This is a genomic window from Glaesserella australis, assembly GCF_003260095.1.
Lineage (GTDB): Bacteria > Pseudomonadota > Gammaproteobacteria > Enterobacterales > Pasteurellaceae > Glaesserella > Glaesserella australis.
The window spans coordinates 15,461-41,670 of sequence record NZ_PTPX01000011.1; the positions used below are offsets into that span (position 1 = coordinate 15,461).

At 41.3% G+C, this 26,210-nt stretch carries 31 protein-coding genes; 15 read left to right on the plus strand and 16 right to left on the minus strand.

All coding sequences use genetic code 11. The features are described from left to right. The first annotated feature begins 235 nt into the window (after positions 1 to 235). Positions 236 to 1,951 carry a proline--tRNA ligase gene (proS, locus tag C5N92_RS05345; protein ID WP_111749820.1) on the plus strand — a complete coding sequence of 572 codons (1,716 nt, stop codon included), beginning with the start codon at positions 236 to 238 and terminating at the stop codon, positions 1,949 to 1,951. A 101-nt stretch (positions 1,952 to 2,052) separates the two neighbouring features. Here the strand turns inward: proS and arcA are convergent, their stop codons facing one another. The 3 genes from arcA to folB all read right to left on the minus strand — a co-directional run bounded on the left by arcA (position 2,053) and on the right by folB (position 4,260). Then, positions 2,053 to 2,772, minus strand: coding sequence for a two-component system response regulator ArcA (gene arcA, locus C5N92_RS05350; protein WP_111749821.1), 720 nt, complete (start codon positions 2,770 to 2,772; stop codon positions 2,053 to 2,055). A gap of 168 nt (positions 2,773 to 2,940) precedes the next feature. After that, positions 2,941 to 3,834, minus strand: coding sequence for a cytidine deaminase (gene cdd / locus C5N92_RS05355; RefSeq protein WP_111749822.1), 894 nt, complete (start codon positions 3,832 to 3,834; stop codon positions 2,941 to 2,943). 66 nt (positions 3,835 to 3,900) lie between these two features. Beyond that, positions 3,901 to 4,260 carry a dihydroneopterin aldolase gene (folB, locus tag C5N92_RS05360; protein ID WP_111749823.1) on the minus strand — a complete coding sequence of 120 codons (360 nt, stop codon included), beginning with the start codon at positions 4,258 to 4,260 and terminating at the stop codon, positions 3,901 to 3,903. A 76-nt stretch (positions 4,261 to 4,336) separates the two neighbouring features. Between folB and plsY the strand changes: the two genes are divergently transcribed. After that, positions 4,337 to 4,930 (plus strand): glycerol-3-phosphate 1-O-acyltransferase PlsY, encoded by a 594-nt coding sequence (plsY, locus tag C5N92_RS05365; protein ID WP_111749824.1) that lies wholly within the window; start codon positions 4,337 to 4,339, stop codon positions 4,928 to 4,930. Between the two features lie 34 nt (positions 4,931 to 4,964). On the opposite strand, the gene C5N92_RS05370 is transcribed toward plsY, so the two are convergent. The 3 genes from C5N92_RS05370 to C5N92_RS05380 are packed head-to-tail and all read right to left on the minus strand — an operon-like array spanning position 4,965 to position 7,631. Continuing rightward, a complete protein-coding gene (locus tag C5N92_RS05370; protein WP_111749825.1) occupies positions 4,965 to 5,729 on the minus strand; it encodes a biotin--[acetyl-CoA-carboxylase] ligase in 765 nt (254 codons plus the stop codon). A 6-nt stretch (positions 5,730 to 5,735) separates the two neighbouring features. Then, positions 5,736 to 6,764, minus strand: a complete 1,029-nt coding sequence (gene murB / locus C5N92_RS05375) for a UDP-N-acetylmuramate dehydrogenase (protein ID WP_111749826.1) — start codon at positions 6,762 to 6,764, stop codon at positions 5,736 to 5,738. A 3-nt stretch (positions 6,765 to 6,767) separates the two neighbouring features. Further along, positions 6,768 to 7,631: a YicC/YloC family endoribonuclease gene (locus C5N92_RS05380; RefSeq protein ID WP_111749827.1), complete on the minus strand. Its 864-nt coding sequence runs from the start codon at positions 7,629 to 7,631 to the stop codon at positions 6,768 to 6,770. 89 nt (positions 7,632 to 7,720) lie between these two features. Here C5N92_RS05380 and rph point away from each other — a divergent pair, with 89 nt between their 5' ends. Continuing rightward, a complete protein-coding gene (gene rph, locus C5N92_RS05385; protein WP_111749828.1) occupies positions 7,721 to 8,437 on the plus strand; it encodes a ribonuclease PH in 717 nt (238 codons plus the stop codon). Positions 8,438 to 8,515: 78 nt separating this feature from the next. On the opposite strand, the gene qseC is transcribed toward rph, so the two are convergent. Genes qseC through C5N92_RS05400 form a run of 3 tightly spaced genes read right to left on the minus strand, consistent with a single transcriptional unit; the run spans position 8,516 to position 11,022 of the window. Then, positions 8,516 to 9,886, minus strand: a complete 1,371-nt coding sequence (gene qseC, locus C5N92_RS05390; RefSeq protein ID WP_111749829.1) for a quorum sensing histidine kinase QseC — start codon at positions 9,884 to 9,886, stop codon at positions 8,516 to 8,518. Then, complete coding sequence (locus C5N92_RS05395) at positions 9,873 to 10,544, minus strand: response regulator (protein WP_111749830.1); 672 nt, start codon at positions 10,542 to 10,544, stop codon at positions 9,873 to 9,875. The genes qseC and C5N92_RS05395 overlap by 14 nt, the downstream gene beginning before the upstream one ends. A 52-nt stretch (positions 10,545 to 10,596) precedes the next feature. Beyond that, positions 10,597 to 11,022, minus strand: coding sequence for a YgiW/YdeI family stress tolerance OB fold protein (locus C5N92_RS05400; RefSeq protein WP_111749831.1), 426 nt, complete (start codon positions 11,020 to 11,022; stop codon positions 10,597 to 10,599). Positions 11,023 to 11,602: 580 nt separating this feature from the next. Here C5N92_RS05400 and rppH point away from each other — a divergent pair. The 4 genes from rppH to C5N92_RS05420 all read left to right on the plus strand — a co-directional run bounded on the left by rppH (position 11,603) and on the right by C5N92_RS05420 (position 14,641). After that, positions 11,603 to 12,253, plus strand: coding sequence for an RNA pyrophosphohydrolase (gene rppH / locus C5N92_RS05405; RefSeq protein WP_111749832.1), 651 nt, complete (start codon positions 11,603 to 11,605; stop codon positions 12,251 to 12,253). After that, positions 12,250 to 13,044 (plus strand): sulfite exporter TauE/SafE family protein, encoded by a 795-nt coding sequence (locus C5N92_RS05410; RefSeq protein WP_111749833.1) that lies wholly within the window; start codon positions 12,250 to 12,252, stop codon positions 13,042 to 13,044. Before rppH ends, C5N92_RS05410 begins: the two co-directional genes overlap by 4 nt. A gap of 55 nt (positions 13,045 to 13,099) precedes the next feature. After that, positions 13,100 to 13,897: a prolipoprotein diacylglyceryl transferase gene (gene lgt / locus C5N92_RS05415; RefSeq protein ID WP_111749834.1), complete on the plus strand. Its 798-nt coding sequence runs from the start codon at positions 13,100 to 13,102 to the stop codon at positions 13,895 to 13,897. A gap of 66 nt (positions 13,898 to 13,963) precedes the next feature. After that, positions 13,964 to 14,641, plus strand: coding sequence for a phosphoglycolate phosphatase (locus C5N92_RS05420; RefSeq protein WP_111749835.1), 678 nt, complete (start codon positions 13,964 to 13,966; stop codon positions 14,639 to 14,641). Positions 14,642 to 14,668: 27 nt separating this feature from the next. On the opposite strand, the gene C5N92_RS05425 is transcribed toward C5N92_RS05420, so the two are convergent. Together C5N92_RS05425 and C5N92_RS05430 are read right to left on the minus strand one after the other, a co-directional pair. Further along, positions 14,669 to 14,995: an AzlD domain-containing protein gene (locus tag C5N92_RS05425; protein WP_111749836.1), complete on the minus strand. Its 327-nt coding sequence runs from the start codon at positions 14,993 to 14,995 to the stop codon at positions 14,669 to 14,671. Next, positions 14,982 to 15,686, minus strand: a complete 705-nt coding sequence (locus C5N92_RS05430; RefSeq protein WP_111749837.1) for an AzlC family ABC transporter permease — start codon at positions 15,684 to 15,686, stop codon at positions 14,982 to 14,984. Before C5N92_RS05430 ends, C5N92_RS05425 begins: the two co-directional genes overlap by 14 nt. Positions 15,687 to 15,868: 182 nt before the next feature. On the opposite strand from C5N92_RS05430, the gene C5N92_RS05435 reads away from it, so the two are divergent. From C5N92_RS05435 to C5N92_RS05445, 3 genes are read left to right on the plus strand one after another with little or no spacing between them, the layout of a single operon-like run. Then, positions 15,869 to 16,651 carry an amino acid ABC transporter substrate-binding protein gene (locus tag C5N92_RS05435; protein ID WP_111749838.1) on the plus strand — a complete coding sequence of 261 codons (783 nt, stop codon included), beginning with the start codon at positions 15,869 to 15,871 and terminating at the stop codon, positions 16,649 to 16,651. Further along, positions 16,641 to 17,357 carry an amino acid ABC transporter permease gene (locus tag C5N92_RS05440; RefSeq protein WP_111749839.1) on the plus strand — a complete coding sequence of 239 codons (717 nt, stop codon included), beginning with the start codon at positions 16,641 to 16,643 and terminating at the stop codon, positions 17,355 to 17,357. The genes C5N92_RS05435 and C5N92_RS05440 overlap by 11 nt, the downstream gene beginning before the upstream one ends. After that, complete coding sequence (locus C5N92_RS05445; RefSeq protein WP_111749840.1) at positions 17,358 to 18,107, plus strand: amino acid ABC transporter ATP-binding protein; 750 nt, start codon at positions 17,358 to 17,360, stop codon at positions 18,105 to 18,107. It abuts the gene before it with no gap. A gap of 60 nt (positions 18,108 to 18,167) precedes the next feature. On the opposite strand, the gene C5N92_RS05450 is transcribed toward C5N92_RS05445, so the two are convergent. After that, positions 18,168 to 18,902, minus strand: coding sequence for a glutathione peroxidase (locus C5N92_RS05450; RefSeq protein ID WP_111749841.1), 735 nt, complete (start codon positions 18,900 to 18,902; stop codon positions 18,168 to 18,170). Between the two features lie 87 nt (positions 18,903 to 18,989). On the opposite strand from C5N92_RS05450, the gene oxyR reads away from it, so the two are divergent. Genes oxyR through C5N92_RS05465 form a run of 3 tightly spaced genes read left to right on the plus strand, consistent with a single transcriptional unit; the run spans position 18,990 to position 21,018 of the window. Next, a complete protein-coding gene (gene oxyR, locus C5N92_RS05455) occupies positions 18,990 to 19,880 on the plus strand; it encodes a DNA-binding transcriptional regulator OxyR (RefSeq protein ID WP_111749842.1) in 891 nt (296 codons plus the stop codon). Next, positions 19,877 to 20,506: an HTH-type transcriptional repressor FabR gene (fabR, locus tag C5N92_RS05460; protein WP_111749843.1), complete on the plus strand. Its 630-nt coding sequence runs from the start codon at positions 19,877 to 19,879 to the stop codon at positions 20,504 to 20,506. Before oxyR ends, fabR begins: the two co-directional genes overlap by 4 nt. After that, the gene (locus tag C5N92_RS05465) at positions 20,503 to 21,018 is read left to right on the plus strand and encodes a protein disulfide oxidoreductase (RefSeq protein ID WP_181015873.1); all 516 of its coding nucleotides are present in this window, start codon (positions 20,503 to 20,505) and stop codon (positions 21,016 to 21,018) included. Before fabR ends, C5N92_RS05465 begins: the two co-directional genes overlap by 4 nt. A gap of 18 nt (positions 21,019 to 21,036) precedes the next feature. Here C5N92_RS05465 and ubiB read toward each other — a convergent pair whose 3' ends face one another. The 4 genes from ubiB to aphA all read right to left on the minus strand — a co-directional run bounded on the left by ubiB (position 21,037) and on the right by aphA (position 24,918). Then, positions 21,037 to 22,668 (minus strand): ubiquinone biosynthesis regulatory protein kinase UbiB, encoded by a 1,632-nt coding sequence (gene ubiB, locus C5N92_RS05470; protein WP_111749845.1) that lies wholly within the window; start codon positions 22,666 to 22,668, stop codon positions 21,037 to 21,039. Next, positions 22,668 to 23,291, minus strand: coding sequence for a ubiquinone biosynthesis accessory factor UbiJ (locus C5N92_RS05475; RefSeq protein WP_111749846.1), 624 nt, complete (start codon positions 23,289 to 23,291; stop codon positions 22,668 to 22,670). Before C5N92_RS05475 ends, ubiB begins: the two co-directional genes overlap by 1 nt. Next, positions 23,291 to 24,073 carry a bifunctional demethylmenaquinone methyltransferase/2-methoxy-6-polyprenyl-1,4-benzoquinol methylase UbiE gene (ubiE, locus tag C5N92_RS05480; protein ID WP_111749847.1) on the minus strand — a complete coding sequence of 261 codons (783 nt, stop codon included), beginning with the start codon at positions 24,071 to 24,073 and terminating at the stop codon, positions 23,291 to 23,293. Before ubiE ends, C5N92_RS05475 begins: the two co-directional genes overlap by 1 nt. 113 nt (positions 24,074 to 24,186) lie before the next feature. After that, the gene (gene aphA / locus C5N92_RS05485) at positions 24,187 to 24,918 is read right to left on the minus strand and encodes an acid phosphatase AphA (RefSeq protein ID WP_111749848.1); all 732 of its coding nucleotides are present in this window, start codon (positions 24,916 to 24,918) and stop codon (positions 24,187 to 24,189) included. A gap of 198 nt (positions 24,919 to 25,116) precedes the next feature. Between aphA and hemG the strand changes: the two genes are divergently transcribed. Further along, entirely contained in the window at positions 25,117 to 25,644 is a 528-nt protein-coding gene (hemG, locus tag C5N92_RS05490; protein WP_111749849.1) for a menaquinone-dependent protoporphyrinogen IX dehydrogenase, read from the plus strand. A 104-nt stretch (positions 25,645 to 25,748) separates the two neighbouring features. Continuing rightward, positions 25,749 to 26,150, plus strand: a complete 402-nt coding sequence (gene mscL, locus C5N92_RS05495) for a large-conductance mechanosensitive channel protein MscL (RefSeq protein ID WP_111749850.1) — start codon at positions 25,749 to 25,751, stop codon at positions 26,148 to 26,150. The last annotated feature ends 60 nt before the right edge of the window (positions 26,151 to 26,210 follow it).

A 26,210-nucleotide genomic window follows, 5' to 3' on the forward strand; every position in this document is an offset into this window, starting at 1 on the left:
ATACCCTAGATTTTATTAAGTTTCGCTAATCTTAGCGAAAAATCGGGAATTATTCTACCATTATGGCTATGGATTATCCATAGTGGATTTTTGATTGAATCGGTATTTATTGCTAACAAGCGGTCAGATTCTAAGATTTTTTTGCGATTTGCAAAATTCTTTGCCGATCTCACCGCTTTTTGATTTAAAATACCGCCCATTTTGTTTTATAGATTGATACCAACAGGATAAATAAATGCGTACAAGTCAATATCTTTTTTCCACCTTAAAGGAAACCCCAAACGATGCCCAAGTGGTGAGCCATCAGTTAATGTTGCGTGCAGGTATGATCCGACCGCTTGCATCAGGTATGTACAACTGGTTGCCGACAGGGTTGCGTGTGTTGAAAAAAGTGGAAAACATTATTCGTGACGAGATGAATAAAAGCGGAGCATTGGAAGTGGAAATGCCCGTGGTGCAACCTGCAGATCTTTGGATTGAGTCAGAGCGTTGGGAAGATTACGGCCCTGAATTATTGCGTTTTAAAGATCGTGGCGACCGCCCGTTTGTGCTTGGCCCGACTCACGAAGAAGTGATTACCGACTTGGTTCGCCGTGAAGTGAGTTCATACAAGCAGTTGCCGTTAAATCTGTATCAAATTCAAACCAAATTCCGTGACGAAGTGCGTCCACGTTTTGGCGTGATGCGTGGGCGTGAGTTTTTGATGAAAGACGCTTACTCGTTCCACACGACCAAAGAGTCGCTTCAAGAAACCTACGATGTGATGCACCAAACCTACAGCAACATTTTCACTCGTTTAGGGTTAGATTTCCGTCCTGTTGCGGCGGATACAGGGTCTATCGGCGGTTCAGCGTCCCACGAGTTCCAAGTGTTAGCTCAAAGCGGTGAAGATGATGTGGTTTTTTCAACGGAGTCGGATTATGCGGCGAACATTGAGCTTGCCGAAGCGATTGCCGTGGGCGAACGTCAAGCTCCGACTGCGGAGATGGTGTTAGTCGATACGCCAAATGCGAAAACCATTGCCGAGTTGGTCGAGCAGTTCAATTTACCGATTGAAAAAACGGTGAAAACTTTGATTGTCAAAGGTTCAAGTGAAGAACAGCCTTTAGTTGCGTTAGTAATTCGTGGTGATCACGAACTCAATGAAATCAAAGCGGTAAAATGTGAAGAAGTAGCAGAGCCGTTTGCTTTTGCTGATGAAGCAGAAATCAAAGCGAAAATTGGGGCGGGTGTCGGTTCGCTCGGACCTGTCAATATGCCGATCCCTGTGATTGTGGATAGAAGCGTGGCGTTGATGAGCGATTTCGGTGCAGGGGCGAACATTGATGGCAAACACTATTTCAACATCAACTGGGAGCGTGATGTAGCGTTGCCGAAAGTGGCGGACTTGCGTAATGTGGTCGAAGGCGATCCAAGCCCAGATGGCAAAGGTACCTTGCTTATCAAGCGTGGGATTGAAGTAGGGCATATTTTCCAATTAGGTACCAAGTATTCAGAAGCGATGAAAGCGACAGTACAAGGGGAAGATGGGCGTCCACAAACGATGATTATGGGCTGTTACGGTATCGGCGTAACCCGCGTGGTTGCAGCAGCGATTGAACAGCACCACGATGAGCGTGGCATTATTTGGCCAACGGACGCCATTGCACCATTCACCGTGGCGGTGGTACCGATGAATATGCACAAATCTGAAACCGTTCAGGCGTTTGCAGAAGATCTGTATAAAACCTTACGCACACAAGGCGTGGATGTGATTTTTGATGATCGCAAAGAGCGTCCGGGTGTGATGTTTGCCGATATGGAATTAATCGGCGTGCCACATATGGTCGTGATCGGTGAGAAAAACCTTGAAAATGGCGAAATTGAATATAAAAACCGCCGTACCGGTGAGAAACAGATGATTGCCAAAGAGCAGTTGTTGGATTTCTTAAAAGGGCAAATCAAGGCATAATTTGCAAAATTTTAGCTAAAAAAGACCGCTTGTAAGTGATTACAAGCGGTCTTTTTACATTGATTTTTCTAAGTTTTGGATAGTTTTAGTTGGCTGTTATATTATTCTATTTCCCCACAAAAGCGATAACCTTCACCATGAATAGTGACAATAATTTCTGGCGTATTTGGGTGATCTTCAAAATGTTTACGAATGCGACGAATAGTGACATCAACTGTTCTATCATGTGGTTTTAATTCGCGCCCAGTCATTCGTTTAAGAAGATCTTCTCTTGTTTGGATCTTGCCTGGATTTTCACAAAAATGTAATAACGCTCTAAATTCAGAGCGAGGTAATTTAATTTGTTGCCCTTCAGGATTAATCAAACTACGACTATTAACATCTAAAGTCCATCCATTAAAACAATAATTGTCGCTTGAGAGCGATGCTTCTTTTGCTTGCTTATCTTTCTCTGCCATTGTTCGTTGCAAAAGATTTCTTGCACGAATGGTCAACTCTCTTGGGTTAAATGGTTTAGTAATATAATCATCTGCACCAATTTCAAGCCCTAAAATCTTATCAACTTCATTATCACGACCAGTTAAGAACATTAACGCAATGTTGGTATTTTCTCTTAACTCTCGTGCAAGCATTAAACCATTTTTCCCAGGCAAATTGATATCCATAATCACAAGATGAATAGTTTGATTATCTAAAATAGCATGCATTTCATTGCCATCTGTTGCTTCAAATACATCATATCCTTCAGCTTCAAAAACACTCTTTAATGTATTACGAGTAACAATTTCATCTTCAACAATAAGAATTTGTGGGTTCTGCATTATATCACCTTATTCGACACAATAAATTACTACAACAAATGTTACAAAAATTGAGTCATTCTACTTGGCATCCAAGTCCATCGGAATAGCCTATTTAACATTTGCTTGGCTTTAATCAAATTACTTACAATTATTTGTAGAATTTGTAGTTAGTTTGTTTAGTTTTTGTTAATGCGATAAGTATTCTACTTGTAATTCAAATAGATGCCAAGCAAGAGACTCTGTCATTGCTTTGTGGCTTAAAATTGCATTTCGTTCCGCCAACACAATTCGATTGATGCTAAAACCTTCTAATCCCTGCATCCGACGGAAATTTAATGCACATTGTAAAGGTAATAAACTTGGATTAAATGCCGCATTTTCTGCATAACGCCCCGTGATAATGTGTGGACCACATTGTAATGCAATACCGCTTACAGCTTGGCTATAAGGAGCATAAGATAGATTTGCTGCAGAAATGGCAGCTTGTTCTAAAGTATCTCCAGATAAATTAAACCCATGATCCTGTGGATCAAAAAGAACATTCGTAATATTAAGATCTTTTGGTCCAAATGCATCAGGTAGATAACTATGCAGTAAATTATTTTGGCTATGAGGTAAGTGAATTCTTAACTGGCTCGCGCCACTAAGTTCATTCATAAACTGGCGACAGTGACCACATGGTGTGTAATTTACTACAACATCTGTTAATCCTGATTCTCCCGCAATCCAAGCATGAGATACTGCACTTTGCTCTGCATGAACAGTCTGCTGTATAGCATCACACTCAAATTCTTGGTTTGCTCCAAAATAAAAATTCCCTGATTTCCCTATCGCTATTGCACCAACATAAAAATTAGATACTGGTACTCGAGCGTAACAAGCAGCTATAGGTAAACAGCTTAATGCAAGATCAATAGAAGAAAGTTGAAACTCTTTACACCACTGTGTCACTAATTGAGATGATATAACGCCCTTTGATTGCTGTAGAGCCAATTGTTCTATCACACGTCTTACTACTGGAGATTCTGTTTCACCCATCAATCGGATTAATCTCTCTTGTATGTCCATCATGCTTGACATAATTTTCTCCTTTTTAAATAATTTTCTATTTTTTATTATAGCGACAAATTAGAATTCTAACTTTGATCAAGATCGCACTGTTCTTTCTACAATCACCCCAACGCTGGATGCTTGAGCTACCGCTTTCGGTTTATGTAATTCAATGCGTAACCACTGAATCCCATATTCATTTTGTAGTAAATCAGCAACTTGGTAAGCTACCGTTTCAACTAATTTGAATGGAGTAGACTCTACAAAATCGATAATTTTTTGTGAAACTTCCGCATAATTTAAACAATATTGAACATCATCACCTTCCACCGCTTGACTAAAATCCCAAGCCATTTCAATGTTGAAAATAAGACGTTGTTTAATCGTATGCTCCCACTCATATGCTCCGATTGAAGCAAAAGTCGTAAGTTCATGAATAAAAACTTTATCAGTCATCGGATCTTTCCTTATTTTTCTTTTCGAAAGTTGCTGTAAAATATAGCACAGAGATCGCTATACATAAGGGGAAAAAATGAGCATTATCGCCTATATACTCATTTTAGGAGCATACTTACTTGGCTCCATATCTAGTGCAGTTATTTTTTGTCAACTTGCAGGCTTACCCGACCCACGCGAACATGGTTCACATAATCCTGGGGCAACCAATGTGTTACGTATTGGGGGAAAATTATCCGCATTAGGCGTATTACTCGCTGACATGTTAAAAGGAATGCTACCAGTTTCTATCGGGTTTTACCTTGAGCTTCCTATATCTATCATAGGTTTTATAGCACTAGCTGCTTGTCTTGGACATATTTTTCCAATTTTCTTTAAATTTCAAGGTGGAAAAGGTGTCGCAACTGCATTTGGAGCAATTATACCAATGGGATATGCCATTTCAGGCTTAGCCGTTGGTACATGGCTCGCGATTTTTTTAATTTCAGGCTACTCATCCCTAAGTGCTGTCGTTACAGCCCTTGTTGTTCCTATTTATGTTTGGTGGTTTAAGCCAGAACTCACCTTTCCAGTCGCTTTAGTTTGTTGCTTGTTGGTTTATCGACATCACGATAACATTCAACGTTTATGGCGCGGGCAAGAAGATAAAGTTTGGAAAAATAACAAATAAATTCGTACTTTTATTAGGGATTAAACGGATATACCTAACAACTAGAACGTAACGAAATTTCTCCAACCGAGAAACAACGGATAATTTCCCCTTGTTGTAAAAGCAGTTCCCCCTTTTCATTGATCCCCAATGAAATGCCGTGAATTTCTGCATTTTCCGTGATCAATCTTACCGCTTGATTACGGAAAATATCGAACGTTTGCCAACGCTCTATATAAGGGGCAAAAGCAGTTTGAGGATAGCTTGACAGTGCCGTTTGTAAACGTTGAGCCAGTTCTGCCACTAACTGCGAGCGATCTAGCTGATAGTCGGACAAATCGCTCCACGCTTGGGTGACCACCTTTTCATCAACCTGTTGCATACCAAGATTCAACCCAATGCCGATCACTAAATAAATACCGCTTTTGTCCATACGGCTTTCGATCAAAATCCCGCCCATTTTTTTGCCTTGATGGTAAATGTCGTTCGGCCATTTGATCTGAATGTTTGGCACATTGAGTGCTTGAAAGGTTTCCGCAATAATCACTGCAACCACAAGGCTTAAGGACGAAAGTTGCGGAATTTCAACCGTGGGATAATGCCATAGCATTGAAAAATAAACATTTTGGCTTTCAGGCGAATACCATTGCCGCCCACGTCTGCCACGTCCTGCCGTTTGCATTTCCGCCACACATAAAGAGCCAGACGGTAGGGTTTTGTGGTGAGTCAAAAGATATTCGTTGGTGGAATCAATCTCTTCAAACACAAGGGCTTGCCCTTGTGTTAATGCTTGAGCGATAACGGCTTGATTGAGCTTCATTGCCTGCTACCTTGTGACTAACTCACTATCCACTTCCCCCGTTTCGCCGATAAAACGTACTTCAGGGTGAAGTTCCACGCCGAATTTTTCTCGCACTTGGCGGCGGACTTCTTTTGCCAATGCCACCACGTCTGCTCCAACCGCATTGACTTTGTTAATCAGCACAAGGGCTTGCTGAGTATGCACCGCCGCTCCGCCAAGTTGGAAACCTTTGAGTTGAGCTTGGTCGATAAGCCAGCCTGCAGGTAATTTGACCGAACCGTCCGCTTGCGGATAGTGTGGAATGGTCGGGTAAGCGGTCTGAAGTTGTTGGAATGTTGCAAATGGCACAACGGGGTTTTTGAAGAAACTGCCTGCGTTGCCAAATTCATCAGGATTCGGCAATTTAGCTCGGCGAACGGCACAAACTTCATCGAAAATCTGTTGTGGCGTAACGGTTTGTGGATCGAACTGTGCCAGTGAGCCGTAATTCAGCACGGGTTGCCACGCTTTTGCCAATTTCAAGCCCACCGCCACAATCGCATAATGCTCACGGTATTGATGTTTAAACACGCTTTCACGGTAGCCGAATTGACATTCCGCTTTGCTCAAACGGCTCTGTTCGCCTGTTTTGAGATTCAGCAGATCCACATAATCACATACACGCTCAAACTCCACACCGTAAGCCCCGATGTTCTGAATCGGGGCAGAGCCTGCCACACCAGGAATTAAGGCTAAATTTTCTAATCCGCCAATGCCTTGAGCCAGCGTCCACTGCACTAATTCGTGCCAATTTTCACCGCCTGCAATGTGCAAATAGTGAAATTCATCATCTTGGCGATGTTCAATACCTTTGAGTTTATTCACCAAAACCGTGCCTGCGAAATCCGCTAAAAAAAGCACATTCGAGCCTTGCCCTAACAGCAAAATCGGCTGTTTAGATTGGTCGGCTTTTTGCCATTCCCTAAGCAGTTGCTCAACGGTGGTAAATTCCACAATCGCCGCTGCCGTTGCCGGCAAATGAAAGGTGTGAAAAGGGGTAAGGGTTTGACTCATTACTTACTCCAAATTCTGAATTTGCTCACGCATCTGTTCAATCAACACTTTGATTTCCACCGCAGAATTGGTGATGTCAGCGTTGATCGATTTAGACGCAAGGGTATTGGCTTCACGGTTTAGCTCTTGCATCATAAAGTCCAATTTACGCCCTACCGCCCCGCCTTTTTTCAGGATTGATGTGGTCTCTTTCACGTGCAGTTGCAAGCGATCCAGCTCTTCCGCCACATCGACTTTTTGAGCCAACAGCACCATTTCTTGCTCTAAACGTTGTGGGTCAAGTTGCAGATTGAGTTCGTCAAAACGTTGTTGCAAGCGGTCTTTTTGCCACTGTAAAACGCTAGGCATTTGAGCTTGCACTTTGGCTGCTTCATCTGCAATTGCATCTAAACGTTGTTGAATAAGGCTGTGCAAATTCGCTCCTTCACGCCCACGCATTGCGATAAAATCTGCTAGGATCTGTTCAAAGCCTTCGAGAAGATCTTGGCTGATTTGGTCGAGATCTTGGTTTTGGTTATCGACAACGCCCGGAAAACGCAAAATATCCACCAAATTAATTTCACCCGCTTGAGCGGTCTCTTTTAGCCATTGTAGCGAGCTGATCACCTGTTTTGCATACTCCTGATTTAAGGCTAAGCCATTGTTTTGGTTGGTGTTTAGTTCAATTCGCAAACTGCATTCCACCTTGCCACGAGTTAAAGCGGTACGCAGACGCTCACGCAAATTCATCTCTAAATTGCGAAACGCTTCAGGCAAGCGGAAATAGGTTTCTAAAAAACGTTGATTCACTGAGCGGATTTCCCACACAGCGTTACCCCACTCTTTTTTCAGCTCAAGGTGGGCAAAAGCGGTCATACTGTAAATCATTGTACTCTCTCTTATTTGTTACAAAATTTGCCATATTGTACTTGTTATTCTGCTAAAATAGGGGAAATTTTTCGTAAAAAGGAATAAATATGCGTCCAAATAATCGTCCTGTTGATCAAACTCGCCCCGTTAAAATCACTCGAAACTACACTCGCTATGCGGAAGGATCGGTGCTGGTGGAGTTTGGCGAAACCAAAGTATTATGTAATGCCACTGTTGAAGAAACCGTGCCACGCTTTTTAAAAGGGCAACAGCAAGGTTGGGTTACGGCGGAATATGGAATGTTGCCAAGAGCCACTCACAGCCGTACTCAACGTGAAGCGGCAAAAGGCAAACAAAGCGGTCGTACAATGGAAATTCAGCGATTGATCGCTCGCTCTTTGCGTGCGGTGGTCGATTTAAAAGCCCTTGGCGAACGCACCATTACGGTGGACTGCGATGTTATTCAAGCCGATGGCGGCACTCGCACCGCATCAATCACAGGGGCTTGCGTTGCCCTACACGATGCAATTAACAAGCTGATCGCTGATGGCCTGCTCAAAGAAAATCCGATGAAAGGGTTGGTTGCGGCGATTTCGGTCGGCATTGTCGATGGACAAGCGGTCTGCGATTTAGAGTATGTGGAAGACAGCAACGCCGAAACGGATATGAATGTGGTGATGGTCGAAGACGGTCGTTTGGTGGAAGTGCAAGGCACTGCCGAAGGCGAACCATTTAGCCATATGGAACTGTTGCAACTGCTTGATTTAGCTCATAAAGGCATTGAGCAGTTGTTTACGGCACAGCGTGAGGCATTGGCAAGTTAATCAAAACGACAAGCGGGCAGTTCCCTTCTGTTTTTTGCAAAAAACGAATGGGATCTGACCGCTTGTGTAAGTGAAATCTTATAGAAGAATGGTCGTTTTTAACCCTTTCTTACCATCAAGCTCGCTATTTTCAATCTTCACTTGATAGTGATGAAGCTCGGCAATGCGTTTAACAATGGATAATCCAAGCCCACTGCCTTTTTCATTTTGTCCAGCTGGGCGGTAAAAACGCTGTCCTAGTTTGGCTAAATCTGCTTCATCTACGCCTCCGCCATTATCTGCAACAGTGATTCGATTTGATTCTAATATCACTCGAATCTTACTCTTTGGCTGACCATATTTAATAGCGTTATCAATAAGATTGCGTAACATCAATGAGAGCAACAGTGGTTGACCTTGCTGTACTGCGGGTATGCCTGTTTGTTCAAACTCGATCTCCATATCCCGTTTTTGTGCATGGAAATACAATTCACCCACCAGTGAAGGAATAAGTTTATCCCAATGAATAGGTTCAACACCTTCTAACTCTGTCAGATTATCTAAACGAGAGAGTGTAAGCAGTTGCTCAATTAATTGTGTTGCTCGGTTAATGCCTTGGGTTAGGTTTCCTAATGCTTTGTCTCGCAAGGCGCTATCATCTCCTGCAAGCTGGGCAATTTCTGTCTGAATTTTCAAGGCAGCTAAAGGGCTACGCAATTCATGGGCAGCGTCAGAAGTAAAACGGCGCTCTCTGAGTAACATGGTCGATGTTTTATCAAAAAAGTGATTTAAGCTGTTGACCAACGGTAGAATTTCTTTCGGAACATCGGTTGAAAGCGGGCTGTTATCTTCAGGGGCTCGCTGTTTGACTTGCTCGCCAACACGTTTTAGCGATTGTAATTCACGATTAATCACCCAAACAATTAAACCAAGTAAAAGCGGTAAACTGGCAAACCAGATCCACATTTGGCTAAATACCATGCCTTGAGTGAGATCATCTCGATAGTCTTGCTCTTGCCCAACTGCGACGACGAAGCGATCACCAATAGGTAACCAAAAAATACGCCATGGATCATCATCTTCGTGGTTTAGTGGCGATGTTGAAAAGCCATTTATATTTTTAAAAGGGAAATGTGCGCCATTATTGCCATCACTGAGTACCATCTCGCCTTGTGCAGTAAAAATGGCAAACGCTAAGGCATCATCATCAAACTTCGCTTTTTTGAAGGGCTTTTTGTGATATTCGCCGTTATATGCTTTTGGCGGTTTGCGTTCCATTAATAAGGTGCGTAAATCAGAAGACGCCAAGCGCTGTGCAAATAAGATCTGTTGAGTATCAAAGACTTTATTGACTTCATGGCGTACTTGTATCCACGCAACCGCTGTTGAAATAAGCCAAATTAAGACGGCAGAACAAGAGATCACCAGCATTAAACGAAAACGTAAACTGGTATTTTTAATGAGTTTCATCGTTTTTTCCTAGGGCATAACCGACACCGTGAACGGTGCGAATAAACTGTTTGCCTAACTTCTGGCGTAAATTATAAATATGAACTTCAAGGGCATTACTATTGACTTCGTCGTCCCATGTATAGAGTTTTTCTTCAATGGACGAACGAGTGAGTACACGATCTCGATTAAGCATAAATAGCTCAAGCAAATTGTATTCTCGTGTAGTCAACGTCACTTCCTGATCTTTAAGGAAAACTTTACGCTGGTTTGGGTCAAACTTGACTAAACTATGCTCAATAATCGGGTTGGTATGCCCATAGCGTCGACGAATCAAGGCTTGTAAGCGGGCAACCACTTCGGCAAGGGCAAAAGGTTTACAGAGATAGTCATCTGCTCCCCGTTGTAATCCCGTAATACGTTCATCTAGGGTATCTCGTGCGGTTAAGATCAACACAGGTGCATCTTGATTGGCTCGTCGCCAATTTTGTAAGACATCTAATCCGTCCATTTTAGGTAAGGTGAGATCAAGCACGACGGCATCATAAGGCGCAGAGCTTAAGGCATCTAAGCCTGTTTTACCGTCCGTAAACCAATCCACGCTAAAACCTGATTTACTTAGCCCTAATTTCAAGCCTTCACCAATTAAGGAATCGTCTTCAATTAATAAAATTCGCATCTTGATCTCCCAAATAGAAAAAGTGGCATCACTGCCACTTCGTATTATCGCATTAATTTAATTTTTCTACACGGTGAACTTCGATGTCTGTTTTGTTCCAAGATTTATCCACTTCACCATAAAGTTTGACTTCATTGTTTGGGGTGATTTCTTGTCCTACCCACGCTTTGCGTTCAATTTCAACATTGATTTCACCGCTTGCATCACGGAATAAGAAATCTTCTTTCCCTACTTGTTTAACAATTTTGCCTTGTAAAACAACATATTGGTCATCATTCATTGATGAAACTTCCGTTACTTTACTTACCGCTTGATTGCTATTCATATAACCGCCATGTCTAAACTCGCCCTTTTGTTTTACTTGGGTTGTTTGTTGTGGCGCATTAGGATCTTGAAAACCACCATTTTGGCTATTTGCAAATGCTGATGCGGTTAAGGTTGATAATACTAAAGTTGAGATTAATGTTACTTTTTTCATAAATTGCTCCAAGTTAAGTTTATAAATCAAAGCTATGTTGCTTTGTTGGCGCTTATTAAACTAAATAAATCTTAAGAAAGTCTTAAGCCACATTATTTTTTAGATTAAAAAATCTACAGTCGTTTTCCACTGCAACAAAAATATTCTAACTTATTGTTTTTAATAAAGAAAAAGATAGACGCTACACCTTATTTTTAGTTATACACGATCATTATTCCGATCTATCACATTTTTATCCACAGACAATGGGGATAAAACGATGTGAAATGTGGAAAAATTTAAGAAATCAAACCAAACTTGCCTGACTTATTCTTTTTTGCCAAGAAATTGAACAGGTAAATGTATAGTTAGCCAGTATCACTTCGATCTTTTCAGAAAAAAGATCGCATATAAGATCTTGTCTATTCCAAGGTTATCCCACGAGATTTCGCAATCTATTTTCAACTTATCCACAGCTTTATCTACAGTTTGTAAAAAAATGCCTAAATCTGACCGCTTGTTGTATCTTGGCGGTTGTTCTAAACGCCGAAGTATGAAACAATTCTGCCATCTTAAAATTTTGTAAATAAGGCGGTCTAAATTGATCGATTTCGATGGTTACCGCCCGAATGTTGGTATCGTCATCTGCAATAAGCAAGGACAAGTTCTCTGGGCAAAACGGTTTGGACAGAACTCTTGGCAATTTCCACAAGGGGGAATTAACGAGAATGAAAACATTGAATCAGCAATGTACCGTGAGCTTTATGAAGAAGTCGGCTTAACCAAAAAAGATGTACGATTACTTTGGGCATCGAAGTATTGGCTAAAATATAAATTGCCAAAACGTTTGGTTCGTAATGAGCAAACACACCCAGTCTGCATTGGGCAAAAACAGCGTTGGTTCTTACTACAACTGATTACAGATGAAAGCAAAATTAACCTAAAAGCCAGTAAAACACCTGAATTTGATGGCTGGCGTTGGGTGAGCTTTTGGTATCCTGTGCGACAAGTGGTTTCCTTTAAACGAGATGTTTATCGCAAGGTGATGAAAGAGTTTGCTCAAGTATTAATGGGCGAAATGAAAAAATCAGAACACGAGAAAATGCGAGAAGAACAGCGTGATGTTGCTGTGACTAAAGAACAAAGAGAACCGAGAGACGCCAAAGAGACAAAGAGCGAAAGGCGAGATTTTCATCAACCTAAACGTGAATTTCGCAAACCTTATCGCACTTTTAAAGGAAAAAAATCATGATCGAAATGTTTATCGCCTTTCTTGTGCTTGGCGCAATCGCTGGCTTTCTTGCGGGTTTATTTGGGATCGGAGGTGGTATGATTATCGTACCCACACTCGTTTATCTCTTACCTAAATTAGGTGTGTCAGACGAACTACTGATGTCAATAGCACTAGGAACATCATTTTCAACCATTGTTCTAACAACCTTTTCTGCGGCACAGCGTCAGCATAAATTGGGTAATGTAGAATGGTCGTTACTAAAATATTTTGCGCCCGCATTGATGGTTTCGGTCTTTATTTCAGGCTTGATTGTCAGCGATTTCCCAAAATCCGTCTTGACCAAACTCTTTGCGATTTTAGTGTTATACAATTCGATCAAAATGTTCTTAGCATTAAAGCCCAAACAACAAGCTCCTAAGCCATTGACCGTGCAATCTACCATTATTGCAGGGGGAATTATTGGGGCGTTATCCAGTGTGGCGGGCATCGCAGGTGGTGCATTTATTGTGCCATTTTTAAATAGCCGTGGTATTGAACTTAAAAAAGCGATTGGTAGCTCTTCTTTTTGTGGCGGATTATTAGGTTTAGCCGCTACCATTAGCTTTATTCTGAGTGGTTGGAATCAACCAAATCTCCCTGAATATTCACTGGGCTATGTTTATCTGCCCGCATTATTGGGCATTACTATGGCATCTGTATTTACCTCAAAATTAGGGGCAAGTGCCGCCAATAAATTACCTGTACCTATTTTAAAACGAGCGTTTGCGATATTCCTGATGTTTGTTGGGATCAATATGTTTTTGAAATAATGGCAAAATTTTGTCTAAATCAGACCGCTTGTTAGCTATTTTTATTTGAGGATTTATGAACGAACAATTTTTAGCTTTTCCTAATATTGACCCTATTGCGTTAAAACTAGGCCCCGTCTCACTTCACTGGTATGGCATTATGTATCTGTTGGGATTCGGTTTTGCCTATTGGTTAGGCACAAAACGGGCGAAAAATTCCAATGGCATATGGACAACCGAGCAAGTCGATCAACTGCTTTTTAACGGTTTCTGGGGCGTGGTGTTAGGTGGACGAATCGGCGATGTTTTCTTTTATAGTTTCGACCGTTTTCTTGCTGATCCTATTTATCTCTTTCGCATTTGGGAAGGGGGAATGTCGTTCCACGGCGGTTTAATCGGTGTGATTGTCGCAATGCTTTGGACTTCTCGTCGTCAAAACCGTAGCTTTTGGCAAACGGCAGATTTTATCGCTCCGCTTATTCCGTTCGGTTTAGGCTTAGGGCGTATCGGCAATTTCATTAATGATGAACTTTGGGGGAGAGTGACCGATGTGCCGTGGGCAATTATGTTCCCAAACGGTGGCTATTTACCACGTCACCCATCTCAACTTTACGAAGCCGTGTTAGAAGGTTTAGTGCTATTTCTAATACTGAATTGGTTTATCCGTAAACCACGCCCAACAGGCTCTGTCGCAGGCTTGTTCCTGCTTGGCTATGGCGTATTTCGTTTTATTGTCGAGTACTTCCGAGAGTTCGACCCGAGCGTCAATACCGCCGCAGACTTAATCACCCGTGGGCAACTGCTCTCTATGCCAATGATTATTGGGGGCATCGTGATTATGTTAGTGGCATATAAACTTCAAAAAAACAGATAACCACAAGCGGTGAGATTCGGCAAAAAATTTGCAAATTCTCACCGCTTGTATTTTAAGGAGAGAAAAATGGCAAAGACATTTAAATTAATTGGTTTTGATCTTGATGGCACTTTGGTCAATAGCTTGCCTGATTTGGCATTATCACTCAACTCTGCTTTTGCAGAAGCGGGATTACCACAAGCCCCTGAAGAACTTGTGCTGACGTGGATTGGCAATGGTGCAGATGTGTTGTTTGCGAAAGGAATAGAATGGACAGGCAAAGCAAACGAATTTAGTGAAGAAGAACTCGCTCAAATTAAACGTCGTTTTGGGTATTTTTACGGTGAGAATGTGTGCAATATCAGCCAACTCTACCCGAATGTAAAATCAACATTAGAAGCCTTAAAAGCAGACGGTTATATTTTAGCGGTGGTAACTAACAAACCGACAAAACACGTTTTACCTGTTTTAAAAGCTTTTGGCATTGATCACCTTTTCTCTGAAGCACTTGGTGGGCAATCACTCCCTACGATTAAACCACACCCTGCACCGCTCTATTATCTCTGTGGTAAATTTGGTTTGTATCCGCACGAAATGTTATTCGTTGGCGATTCTAAAAACGATATATTGGCAGCAAAAGCGGCAGGCTGTGAAAGTGTGGGTTTAACTTATGGATATAACTACAACATTCCAATTAGCGAGTCGGAGCCTGACTATGTGTGTGATGATTTTGCGGATATTTTGGCGATTGTAAAAAATGCATAAAATAAAGGTTGGCATCTGCCAACCTTTCTAACTTAATACCCACAGTAAACCATTCAAACTCAAAATTCCCAATCCCACACTAAGTAAAATATTTTTAAATCCTTTATAACTCACGATCACTAAAATAAGGGCAATGACTTGTGCTAAAAAGAGTGTATAGCCTTCGTTCTCCTTAGGTAAACTTAAACTGGTCAGCACCAATAATGTCATAATAACAAGCGGTAACATTTTATTTAATTTTTGCAAAATCGGCGAAGATAGCACTGATTTTGGTAAAAATAGCGGAATAAAACGACAAAGTTGGGTACCAAGCACCAACGCAATGAGCATATAAATAATATCAAGCGTTTCCATTTTGTTCTCCCTTCTTCTCTGTAAATGATTGTGGTAGTAACGCAACAATCACAATCGCAATAACAATGGCAACAAGTAATACGCTTGTTTGAGTGATTTGCCCTGCGAGTAAAAAGCCAATAAGGGCGATAAAAATCGGTTTCCACTGCTTTTGGCTACGATATTGTTCATAGGCTAAAATCGCAAAAAGACAAGGTAAAGCAAAGTCTAAATTAGGAATATATTGTGATACAGAATCTCCCAATAAAATGCCGATAATCGTTGCAAATGTCCAATAAAACATCCCTAAAAGACTAATTTTCAACATCATCGCTTGGCGAGTTTCAGGAGACAATGTCGTTAATACACCAAAATTTTCATCGGTTAAATAACTTAGCGTAAAGAAGCGACTTAATTTTCCTTTTGGCAATGATTGATGCATATTCAGGGTATAGAAAATAAAGCGGAGACTCATCAACAGTGTACTTAAAAATACCGAGACCAATCCTGCCCCTGAAACAAAAAAGGGAATAGCGGCATACTGTGCTGTGCCTGAAAAAACGGTAAAACACATAATCACCGTAAACCATGCGGGCATTCCAGCATTAGTGGCTAACATTCCGTAAGCAATCCCAGCCGCAAGGTATCCCATAAAAATCGGCATAGTGAGTTTTAATGCACTTTTCCAACTGTTTTCCGAGTTAAATGACATAGAACCTCAAAGAGTAAAAAAGAATTGATTATACAAAGAGAGACTGAATTTGCAATGAAATCAAGATGTTTTTATAGAACCAAACTTTTGGTTGTTTAATATGCCATTTGGTTATTTGCAAGCGGTCAGATTTGCCCTTAAATTTGCAGTCAATCAAATTTACCTATCAAAAGGAACTTATTATGTTTAGAAAATTATCAGTGATTGCACTTTCGATTGCGGCTGTGGCAACTTCTTCTACCGCATTTGCTAAAGAGAGCTTATTAGATCGTATCAACAGCAAAGGCACCATTACCGTTGGTACAGAAGGGACTTATGCCCCATTCACTTACCACGATGCAAGCGGTAAATTAACAGGTTACGATGTGGAAGTTACCCGTGCTGTTGCAGAAAAATTAGGTGTGAAAGTCGATTTCAAAGAGACCCAATGGGACGCAATGTTGGCAGGTTTAAAAGGGGAGCGTTTTGACATCGTGGCAAATCAAGTGGGCTTAACCACGCCAGAGCGTCAAGCGACTTTTGATAAATCCGCAGAGTACAGCTGGTCTGGGGCAATGTTATTGGCTCGTCAAGATGAAACCCGTGTAAGTAAAGCAGAAGATGTGAAAGGCTTAAGAGCCGCTCAAACTTTAAGTTCTAACTACGGTGAATTAGCTCAGAAGAATGGGGCGGAAATCGTGGCGGTTGATGGTATGGCTCAAGCATTATTGTTAATTCAACAAAAACGTGCAGACGTAACCTTTAACGACTCCCTTGCGTTGTTAGATTACTTGAAGAAAAACCCAAATTCAGGCTTAAAACCAGTGTGGGAAGCGACAGATAAAGTTGGCGCTGGTTTTATTGTGAACAAAGGCAACCAAGAAGCCCTAGCAAAAATTAGCCAAGCTGTTGAAGAATTGAAAAAAGACGGTACACTTAAGAAATTAGGTGAACAATTCTTTGGTAAAGATATCAGTGTTAAATAATTTTCTTCTCTCTCTGCCATTTATGACCGAAGCTCGAGTTGAGCTGGTCATAAATGGCTTTTGGCCGATGGTACAAGCGGCCTTTTTAGTTTCTATTCCGCTCGCTATTGCCTCTTTTATTATCGGTATGATGATTGCGGTTGGCGTGGCGTTGGTGCGAGTTACGCCGGTCAATAGCGTTTTTCACCGCTTGTTACTGTGGTTTGTTAAAGGCTATATCTCGATTATTCGGGGTACGCCGATGTTGGTGCAGATCTGTATCGTCTTCTACGGCTTGCCTGCTCTTAACATTTTTATCGATCCAATCCCTGCGGCGATTATCGGCTTTTCCTTAAATATCGGAGCTTATGCGTCAGAAACCATTCGGGCGGCAATTCTTTCTGTACCGAAAGGGCAATGGGAAGCAGGTTATACTATCGGTATGACCTATATGCAAACATTCCGCCGTATCATTGCTCCACAAGCCTTTCGTGTTGCAGTACCGCCGTTGAGCAATACCTTTATCGGCTTGTTCAAAGATACTTCCCTTGCGTCTGTGGTGACGGTAACGGAAATGTTCCGTGTGGCTCAGCAGGTGGCAAATATGTCTTACGACTTCTTGCCAGTCTATATTGAAGCTGGCTTGATTTACTGGTGTTTCTGTTGGGTGCTGTTCTTTATTCAAGCACGCTTAGAAAAACGTTTTGATCGATATGTGGCAAAATAAATGATTAAAGTACGAAACATTCATAAAACCTTTGGCGATAATCCTATTTTGCGTGGGATTGATCTTGATATTCAGAAAGGGCAAGTGGTGGTGATTTTAGGGCCGTCCGGCTCAGGCAAAACCACTTTCCTACGTTGTTTAAACGCCCTTGAAATGCCAGAGCAAGGCACCATTACCTTTGATAATGACGCACCGTTACAGATTGATTTTGCTTCAAAGTCGGCGAAAAAAGAGATTTTAACCCTACGCCGTAAATCAGGTATGGTGTTCCAAAACTACAACCTGTTTCCACACAAAACGGCGTTGGAAAACGTAATGGAAGGCCCTGTGTTTGTACAAGGCAAAAAGCCTGAGCAAGCCAAAGCCGAAGCCCTTGCGTTGCTTGCGAAAGTCGGGCTTGCCGATAAAGTCGATCTCTACCCTTTCCAACTTTCAGGGGGGCAGCAACAGCGTGTCGGCATTGCAAGAGCCTTAGCCATTCAGCCTGAATTGATGTTGTTTGATGAACCAACCTCCGCCCTTGACCCAGAGCTAGTCCAAGATGTGTTAAACACAATGAAAGAACTGGCAAACGAAGGCTGGACAATGGTTGTCGTCACCCACGAAATCAAGTTTGCGTTAGATGTGGCGGATATTGTGGTGGTAATGGATGGTGGAGAGATTGTTGAACAAGGTTCTCCAAAACAGCTTTTTAGTAATCCACAGCATGAACGGACAAAACGGTTCTTACACCAAATTCGTGTCGACTAATATCAAAAAACCGACCATAAGCGGTCGGTTTTTTACTATTTTTTGCGAATGTGACTCGTCTTATTTAGCAAAATAAGCTTCTAAATCGTCACTTCCACCGATGTGTTGTCCACCGATGAATACTTGTGGTGCCGTTGTGCGACCTGTAATTGCGCGTACAGATGTTGTACTTGCATCACGACCAAGTACGATCTCTTCAAAAGCGAAGCCTTTTTCTGTTAAAAGTGCTTTTGCTTTAGCGCAGAATGAACAGCCTGGTTTAGTGATAATTGCCACCGATGGTTTTGCTGACCAATTTGGGTTTAAGTATTTGATCATTGTGTCTGCATCAGATACTTTGAATGGGTCACCTGGCTCTTGTGGCTCAATAAACATTTTTTCTACTACGCCGTTTTTCACAAGCATAGAATAACGCCATGAACGTTTACCAAAACCAAGATCTTCTTTACCCACAAGCATTCCCATACCTTCAGTAAATTCGCCATTACCATCTGGAATAACAGTAACATTTTCAGACTCTTGATCTGCTTTCCACGCATTCATAACAAAGGTATCGTTAACTGATACACACACGATTTCATCTACACCTAAGGCATAGAATTCTTTTGCTAGTTCATTATAGCGTGGTAAGTGAGTTGAAGAACATGTTGGGGTAAATGCACCTGGTAAAGAGAATACAATAACAGTTTTATTACTGAATAACTCATCGGTTGTTACATCAACCCAAGCATCGCCTTGACGGGTTTTAAAGGTGACACTTGGAACTTTTTGTCCAGTCATATCTTTTAAAGACATTATTTTCTCCTATATCTGTTTTAAAGACTCGCTATTTTACATATAAATGTGACATAATCTAGCCTATTATATTGATAGGGGAAAAATATGAACATTCGGGATTTAGAATATTTAATTGCCCTTGCGGACTTTAAACATTTTAGGAAAGCAGCAGATGCCTGCAATGTCAGCCAACCTACTCTGAGTGGTCAAATTCGTAAATTAGAAGATGAATTAGGTACCATTTTATTAGAAAGAACTAGCCGTAAAGTCTTATTTACTCAAGCTGGCTTAACACTTGTTGAGCAAGCTAAAATTATTCTACGAGAAGTAAAGATCCTTAAAGAAATGGCAAGCAATCAAGGACGTGACATGTCTGGACCATTGCATATTGGGATTATTCCAACCTTAGGTCCTTATTTGTCCCCGATTATTTTGCCTTATTTTAAATCGCTATTTCCAGATCTTGAGTTGTATATCTATGAACTACAAACCGCTGCATTAGTTGAACAGCTCGAATCAGGTCAATTAGACTGTGGTATTTTAGCCTTTGATAAAAATAGCCAACCTTTTATTGAAGTACCTATTTTCCATGAAAAAATGTTATTAGCAGTTTCTAATGAACATGAATGGGCAAAAGAAGAGACGATTTCTCTCTCCCAATTACGTGATAAAGAAATGTTAATGCTTGATGCAGGTCATTGTTTAAGAACTCAGGTGATGGATTACTGTTTTTCAAGTGGAGCTATCGAAAATACGCATTTTAAAGCAAGCAGCCTAGAAACGTTACGCAATATGGTTAGTGCTAATGTTGGGATTGCATTTATACCTGAACTCGCAGCTAACGCTGCGAGTAACGATAAGCTAACTTATTTACATTTTAGTGAGCCTGAACCTTATCGTGCTATTGGATTGATTTATCGCCCAGGTTCTCCACTGCGTTTGCGCTATGAACGTTTAGCGAAAGAAATTAAGCAACTAATGGAACAAAAAAGATGAGTGTTGTTGGCGTCAGAGCAGTTCAAAAAGAGAAAACTCGCCGAGCGTTAGTTGATGCGGCTTTTAATCAATTAACCGCAGAAAAAAGCTTTTCTAATTTGAGTTTACGAGAAGTCGCAAGAGAAGCTGGAATTGCCCCAACCTCTTTTTATCGTCATTTTAAAGATATGGATGAGCTTGGATTAGCGATGGTTGATGAATCAGGGCTAATCTTACGTCAACTAATGCGACAAGCACGTAAACGTCTCGAAAAAGGTGGGAGCGTGGTTGTCATTTCTGTTGATACGTTCTTTGAATTTATTGAAGAACGCCCAAATATGTTCCGCTTATTATTACGTGAAAGCTCAGGCACTTCCCAAGCATTTCGTACTGCTGCATCAAGGGAAATTCAACATTTTGTGGCAGAACTTGCAGAATATATTCAATTAAAAGATCAACAAATAAGTCGAGAGTTAGCTTACATTCAATCAGAAGGTTTAGTGACGTTGGTTTTTACCGCAGGTTCTCATGCTTTAGATATGAATACGCAAGAGAGAGAAAAATTAAAACAACGTGTCGTCATGCAACTTAGAATGCTCGCTCGTGGTGCAAGCTCTTATGTGAATTCGCACAGAGACATATTATGAAAAAGCAAAGTCTACTAACTCGCTTTATTAAAAACATTTTACTTTTCGGCAGCCTTTTTATCATTTTAAGTGTTGTGATGGATTGGTATCGTAAACCGACTGCCCCTGAACAGTTTGCCGAGCAGGTCCTTTATGATATTAATCAGCAACCAAAAGTGATTGCTCAATTAAGTCATCAAAAGCCTTTATTACTTTATTTTTGGGGAAGTTGGTGCAAATTCTGTGAGTTTAGTTCACCTGCAGTGGATAAATTAGCTCAAGAAGGACATGGGATTCTAGGCGTCGCATTAAAATCAGGCACAGATGAAGAAGTAAAAAAATATCTGCAGGAAAATAGATATCAATTTCCAACAATAAATGACCCAGCGGGGGAATTCTCAAAGAGTTGGGATATTCAAGCTACCCCGACTTTTATTATTGTGAAAGATGGAAAAATGATAAGTCATACCACGGGATTTTCAACCTATTGGGGCATAAAAATCCGGTTATGGTTAACAGAATGGGCGAGATAATTCTCGCCCATTTTTTTGTTATCTCCACCACATTTTGACTAATAATCCAAACTCCACCACCAACAACGGCACACTCACCCACAACGGTAAGGCTTCAAATTTCCAAAAAGTGCCTGCGATTGCGATACCTAAAATCGCTAAATGGGCAACGCCTTTATTGTTGCTTTGTGCTTTTAGGCTTTGATTAATTTCGTTTAAGCGGAAGTTAATCTGTTTCTGCTGTTGCAAGGCTTGAAACATCGCTTCGGGAAATTCGGCAAAATGCTCTCTAAATTGCGGGGCTTTCTGTTTGAGATCTCGCCACATCGCTTTAAAACCCACTTGTTCATTCAGCCAATCTTGCAAAAACGGTTTTGCCGTTTGCCACAAATCCAACTGTGGATAAACCTGTCTGCCTAATCCCTCAATGTAGAGCAAGGTTTTCTGCAACAAGACCAACTGCGGTTGCACTTCCATATTAAATTCACGGGCGACACTAAACAGGTTAAGCAAAACCTGCCCGAAAGAAATTTCCGATAAAGGCTTCGCAAAAATCGGCTCACAGACTTCACGAAAGGCTTCTTCAAAAGCATCAATATCGGTATCCGCTGGTGTCCAGCCCGATTCCACGTGCATCAAGGCAACTCGGCGGTAATCCCGATTGAAAAACGCCACAAAACTTTCGGCAAGATAGCGTTTGTCGTTCTTATTTAGCGTGCCGACAATGCCACAATCAATGCCGATATACTGCGGATTTTCAGGGTGATTCGGGTTCACGAAAATGTTGCCGGGGTGCATATCGGCGTGGAAAAAGCTATCACGAAATACCTGCGTGAAAAACACCTGCACACCACGCTCGGCAAGCAGTTTCATATCTGTGCCGTTGGCTTTAAGTTCATCAACATTTGCCACAGGAATACCGTAAATCCGCTCCATTACAATCACGTTTTTGTGGCAAAAATCCTGATACATTTCAGGCACATAGAGCATTTCGCTGTTCTCAAAATTATGTCGCAAGCGGATTGCATTTGCCATTTCTTTGCGAAGATCAAGTTCGTCCAACAGCGTTTTTTCGTACTCTCGCACCACTTCCACAGGACGTAGCCGTCTGCCCTCTTTGTTCAAGCGAGGGATCCAACTCGCCAAACGGTACATCAGCTCAAGATCATCGTTGATCACCTGTTCAATATCAGGGCGGATCACTTTCAACACTACTTCCTTACCTGCAAGCGGTTGGTTTTGGTTGAATTTTGCCGTATGCACTTGAGCGATAGACGCTGATGCCAATGCCGTTTCATCAAACTCATCAAACCACATTTCAAGCTTGTCGCCTAAGGCTTGTTCAATCAACTGACGAGCGATTTTACCGTCAAATGCCTCCACCGAGTCCTGCAAGAGAGCCAACTGATCGGCAAGTTCAGGCTCAAACAGATCACGACGGGTCGAGAGCATCTGCCCCAACTTAATCCAAACAGGACCTAGCTCTTGTAACGCCAAGCGTAACCGCACGCCAAATGGCTCATTCGGGTACTGATTTTTCACCCAAAACAGAGATTTCCGCCCCAAACGCACGCCACGTGTTAGCGGAATCTCGGGGATCACCTCATCAATGCCATAGCGTAAAAAGGTGTGAATAATATGATAAAGACGGCGTAGGTTTTTGATGTTCATTAAATCCCCAACTTCGCAAATTTCTGCTCTAATTTGACCGCTTGTTGCTCCAACTCTTGCACTTGATCGTAAAAATCCACCAGTTGCAAGCGGTGAACAAGCACAGGGCGTTCGGTGGTGAGATTATCGACAAGGTGTTGGCTGTTTTGCACAAATTGATTTTTCAGTTTGGTAAAAATGCCTTTGGCAAAATCGGTGGTGGCTTGAGCTGGCACATCGCCGACAAAACGAGAAAGCAATTCTGCAGGATCTTTTTCAAGCTCATCAAGCAGTTGCGAAAAGTGTTGTAACACCTGAATATCCCCTGTCAGCACAAGGGTTTTATTGTTAATCAGTTCACTTAATCGGCTTTTATCGGCAAGGGTTGGCAAGGCGGTGGCATCAAGGCTGACAGCACAATCGGCTTCGCCCTCGTAACTGCCTAGCCAGTCGGTACGCTTGTCGCTGAAGATCACAAAAAACGTCAAATTCGGCTGATTTAGCTGAATTTTAAGGATTTTCCCTGCCAGTTTGCGTAAGATCGGCAATGTTTGGCTTGAGCGTTCAATCAAGCCGTTAAACGCTGTTTCAACCGCCCCGAGAGCAAACTGCGGTAACATCAACTGTTGCAATACGCTGTTCATTAGAATTTATACCCACGATGTAACGCCACAATCCCTGCACTCAAATTGTAATAGCCGACATTCTCAAAGCCTGCATTTTGCATCATTGCCTTTAATTCGTCTTGTTTTGGGTGCATACGGATTGACTCGGCAAGATAGCGATAGCTGTCCGCATCATTGACCACCACTTCGCCCACTTTTGGCAAAATGTTGAACGAATAGAAATTATAAAGTTGGCTAATCGGGTCGATAATCGGTTTGGAAAATTCCAACACCAACAGGCGACCGCCTGGCTTCAACACACGGAACATCGAACGTAACGCCTTGTCTTTATCGGTCACATTTCGCAAGCCAAAACTAATCACAATGCAGTCAAAAGTATTATCGGCAAAAGGCAGACATTCGGCATTCGCTTGCACATAATTAACATTGCCAACCACGCCGAGATTCCGCAATTTCTCACGCCCGACTTCCAACATTGAGCTGTTAATATCCGCAAGCACCACTTCGCCCATTTCACCGACAATGCGAGAGAATTTAGCGGTAAAATCGCCCGTTCCCCCTGCTAAATCCAGCACTTTCTGCCCTTTTCGCACGCCGCTGCAATCAATAGTAAAACGCTTCCAAACACGGTGAATACCAAAAGAGAGTAAGTCGTTCATCAAATCGTATTTGCCTGCCACACTGTGAAAGACGTTGGCGACCAGTTGCTGTTTCTCTTCTTTGGCAACGGTTTTAAAGCCAAAATGGGTAGTTTCAGGCTGTGCTGATTGAGAAGATAGGGAAGATTGAATATCGTTCATTGTCTGCAATCTCATTAGAAAAAATTAGGCGTAACATATCAAAAAAGCGGTGAGATTTCCTTAAAATTTTGCAAAAAAGACCGATTCCTATGAATCGGTCTTCCCTTAATTACCTAATAGCTAGAATTAATGATGACTTCTTCTCCATATCCACCCGCTTGTGGAAATGGAGTATAAGTAGAGCTTGTGGTACGAAGTACACGAATACCACGAATTCCAGCTTCTTTAGCAGCAAGAATATCATCATCACTATCACCATAATGGAGCTGAATATTATGTTTTAAGATACCTGCTGCTTTATTATATTTTGTTTTTAGTTTATCTTGACCGTGTCCACCCATAAAATTCACTGGCTGCATATTTTTTACACCAAAGGTTTTCTCTAACAATGGTGTGACTTGGTCATCTTTACCTGCAGTACGTCCTGTAATAAAGAAAATTTGATCGCCACGTTCTTGATGCATATTAATTAGATCTTGAGCGACCTGTTTTGGAATAGAATATTTATCACAACCCGCATTGATTTCATCCCAAAAGTCTTGGTTTTTAAGATAGCTATAATCATTTGGTGAATATTTCTGTTTCCCATAATAGAAACAGCCACTACTTGCTAGCACAGTATCATCAATATCAAAACTGACATTCATCGGTGCTTTGTCTTTCAAACTCTCCTTAATTTGTTCAATAGAAACCCAGTGAATAGGAGCTTGCTGTTGTTCTGCTAAACGGGTATTAAAACCTGCTTGAGTATAAGGAACTTTCTCTTTAGGTGCAGCTTGTACAGAGAATGCTACAACTGATGTGACTAATAATGTCACGACATTATGTAAAAATTTTGATTTCATATGGTTATTCCTCATTTAGTTAGTAATGAAATAAATTTGAGCAAGGCTCATCTAAGATTTTAATTTTCATTCTTATTTGAATCAAAATAGAACGTTCTCATTATTGATAAATCACAAATTTCTTGAGTTTTTTAATGTATTAAACGGTAAAATAGGTTACGTTACAGCCGTTTATCCCCTAATTAAGGAAACCCTAAAATGAAAACCGCCATTCTCTATTTAACCCGTGATGGTCAAACCAAAAAAATTGCGGAAAAGATCGCTACCGAATTAGACGGTGAAACGGTCTTGATTTCATTACGAGAACAGCCACAGCCGTCCGCAGAACAGTTGGCTCAATATGATCGCATTGTGATCGGTGCGTCTATTCGCTATGGGCATTTTGATCCGATTTTAGAACAGTTTATTAGGCAACATTATGGGTTGTTAAATCAGAAAAAATCAGCATTTTTCAGTGTCAATCTGACCGCTCGTAAGGCCAACCGCAATACGCCAGAAAGCAATGTTTATACCCGTAAACTGCTCTCTCGCATTCAGTGGCAACCTAATTTAGTCGAAGTGATTGCAGGGGCGTTATTCTATCCACGTTATACTTTTTTCGACCGTGTTATGATCCGCTTTATTATGTTTATTACCAAAGGCGACACGGATACCAGCAAAGAGTATGAATATACCGATTGGCAGAAAGTGAGCCGATTTGCCGAGAATATTCGTAAATTAAGTTAAAAATGTTACAAACTTTTATGATAATCCGTTTATAATCTCAACAAGCCACTCATTTGGGTGGCTTGTTATTTTTATATTCCATCTTTTTATTTTAAGGAAAACAAATGAGTATCTTAAAAGAGTTCCGTGAATTTGCGGTAAAAGGCAATGTAGTTGATTTGGCTGTCGGTGTGATCATCGGTGGTGCATTTGGTAAAATCGTGTCATCTTTAGTAAGCGATGTTGTAATGCCACCAATCGGCTTATTAATCGGCGGCGTTGATTTTAAAGATTTAGCTATCGTATTAAAAGAAGCACAAGATGGTGCAGAAGCAGTTACATTAAAATACGGTGCATTTATCCAAAACGTCTTTGATTTCTTAATTATTGCAATGGCAGTATTTGCAATGGTGAAAATTATCAATAACCTTAAAAAAGCCCCTGCGCCAGAGCCAGAAAAAGCACCAGAGCCTACAGCGGAAGAAAAATTATTAACGGAAATCCGTGATTTATTGAAAAATAAATAATCTCTAAGAAAAAACGGCATCAATGATGCCGTTTTTTAATGATAAAAAGCCCCATATCAC

Coding starts and splice junctions, on each gene's coding strand:
- cdd (WP_111749822.1), bottom strand. CDS start 3,834: ATGTCAAGCATGATGGACATACAAGAGAGATTAATCCGATTGATGGGT.
- arcA (WP_111749821.1), bottom strand. CDS start 2,772: ATGCAGAACCCACAAATTCTTATTGTTGAAGATGAAATTGTTACTCGT.
- murB (WP_111749826.1), bottom strand. CDS start 6,764: ATGAGTCAAACCCTTACCCCTTTTCACACCTTTCATTTGCCGGCAACG.
- lgt (WP_111749834.1), top strand. CDS start 13,100: ATGAACGAACAATTTTTAGCTTTTCCTAATATTGACCCTATTGCGTTA.
- C5N92_RS05420 (WP_111749835.1), top strand. CDS start 13,964: ATGGCAAAGACATTTAAATTAATTGGTTTTGATCTTGATGGCACTTTG.
- C5N92_RS05430 (WP_111749837.1), bottom strand. CDS start 15,686: ATGTCATTTAACTCGGAAAACAGTTGGAAAAGTGCATTAAAACTCACT.
- aphA (WP_111749848.1), bottom strand. CDS start 24,918: ATGAAATCAAAATTTTTACATAATGTCGTGACATTATTAGTCACATCA.
- hemG (WP_111749849.1), top strand. CDS start 25,117: ATGAAAACCGCCATTCTCTATTTAACCCGTGATGGTCAAACCAAAAAA.
- proS (WP_111749820.1), top strand. CDS start 236: ATGCGTACAAGTCAATATCTTTTTTCCACCTTAAAGGAAACCCCAAAC.
- C5N92_RS05410 (WP_111749833.1), top strand. CDS start 12,250: ATGATCGAAATGTTTATCGCCTTTCTTGTGCTTGGCGCAATCGCTGGC.
- C5N92_RS05400 (WP_111749831.1), bottom strand. CDS start 11,022: ATGAAAAAAGTAACATTAATCTCAACTTTAGTATTATCAACCTTAACC.
- C5N92_RS05465 (WP_181015873.1), top strand. CDS start 20,503: ATGAAAAAGCAAAGTCTACTAACTCGCTTTATTAAAAACATTTTACTT.
- ubiB (WP_111749845.1), bottom strand. CDS start 22,668: ATGAACATCAAAAACCTACGCCGTCTTTATCATATTATTCACACCTTT.
- mscL (WP_111749850.1), top strand. CDS start 25,749: ATGAGTATCTTAAAAGAGTTCCGTGAATTTGCGGTAAAAGGCAATGTA.
- rph (WP_111749828.1), top strand. CDS start 7,721: ATGCGTCCAAATAATCGTCCTGTTGATCAAACTCGCCCCGTTAAAATC.
- C5N92_RS05425 (WP_111749836.1), bottom strand. CDS start 14,995: ATGGAAACGCTTGATATTATTTATATGCTCATTGCGTTGGTGCTTGGT.
- C5N92_RS05395 (WP_111749830.1), bottom strand. CDS start 10,544: ATGCGAATTTTATTAATTGAAGACGATTCCTTAATTGGTGAAGGCTTG.
- ubiE (WP_111749847.1), bottom strand. CDS start 24,073: ATGAACGATATTCAATCTTCCCTATCTTCTCAATCAGCACAGCCTGAA.
- C5N92_RS05435 (WP_111749838.1), top strand. CDS start 15,869: ATGTTTAGAAAATTATCAGTGATTGCACTTTCGATTGCGGCTGTGGCA.
- plsY (WP_111749824.1), top strand. CDS start 4,337: ATGAGCATTATCGCCTATATACTCATTTTAGGAGCATACTTACTTGGC.
- oxyR (WP_111749842.1), top strand. CDS start 18,990: ATGAACATTCGGGATTTAGAATATTTAATTGCCCTTGCGGACTTTAAA.
- fabR (WP_111749843.1), top strand. CDS start 19,877: ATGAGTGTTGTTGGCGTCAGAGCAGTTCAAAAAGAGAAAACTCGCCGA.
- C5N92_RS05370 (WP_111749825.1), bottom strand. CDS start 5,729: ATGAAGCTCAATCAAGCCGTTATCGCTCAAGCATTAACACAAGGGCAA.
- C5N92_RS05450 (WP_111749841.1), bottom strand. CDS start 18,902: ATGTCTTTAAAAGATATGACTGGACAAAAAGTTCCAAGTGTCACCTTT.
- C5N92_RS05445 (WP_111749840.1), top strand. CDS start 17,358: ATGATTAAAGTACGAAACATTCATAAAACCTTTGGCGATAATCCTATT.
- C5N92_RS05475 (WP_111749846.1), bottom strand. CDS start 23,291: ATGAACAGCGTATTGCAACAGTTGATGTTACCGCAGTTTGCTCTCGGG.
- folB (WP_111749823.1), bottom strand. CDS start 4,260: ATGACTGATAAAGTTTTTATTCATGAACTTACGACTTTTGCTTCAATC.
- qseC (WP_111749829.1), bottom strand. CDS start 9,886: ATGAAACTCATTAAAAATACCAGTTTACGTTTTCGTTTAATGCTGGTG.
- C5N92_RS05380 (WP_111749827.1), bottom strand. CDS start 7,631: ATGATTTACAGTATGACCGCTTTTGCCCACCTTGAGCTGAAAAAAGAG.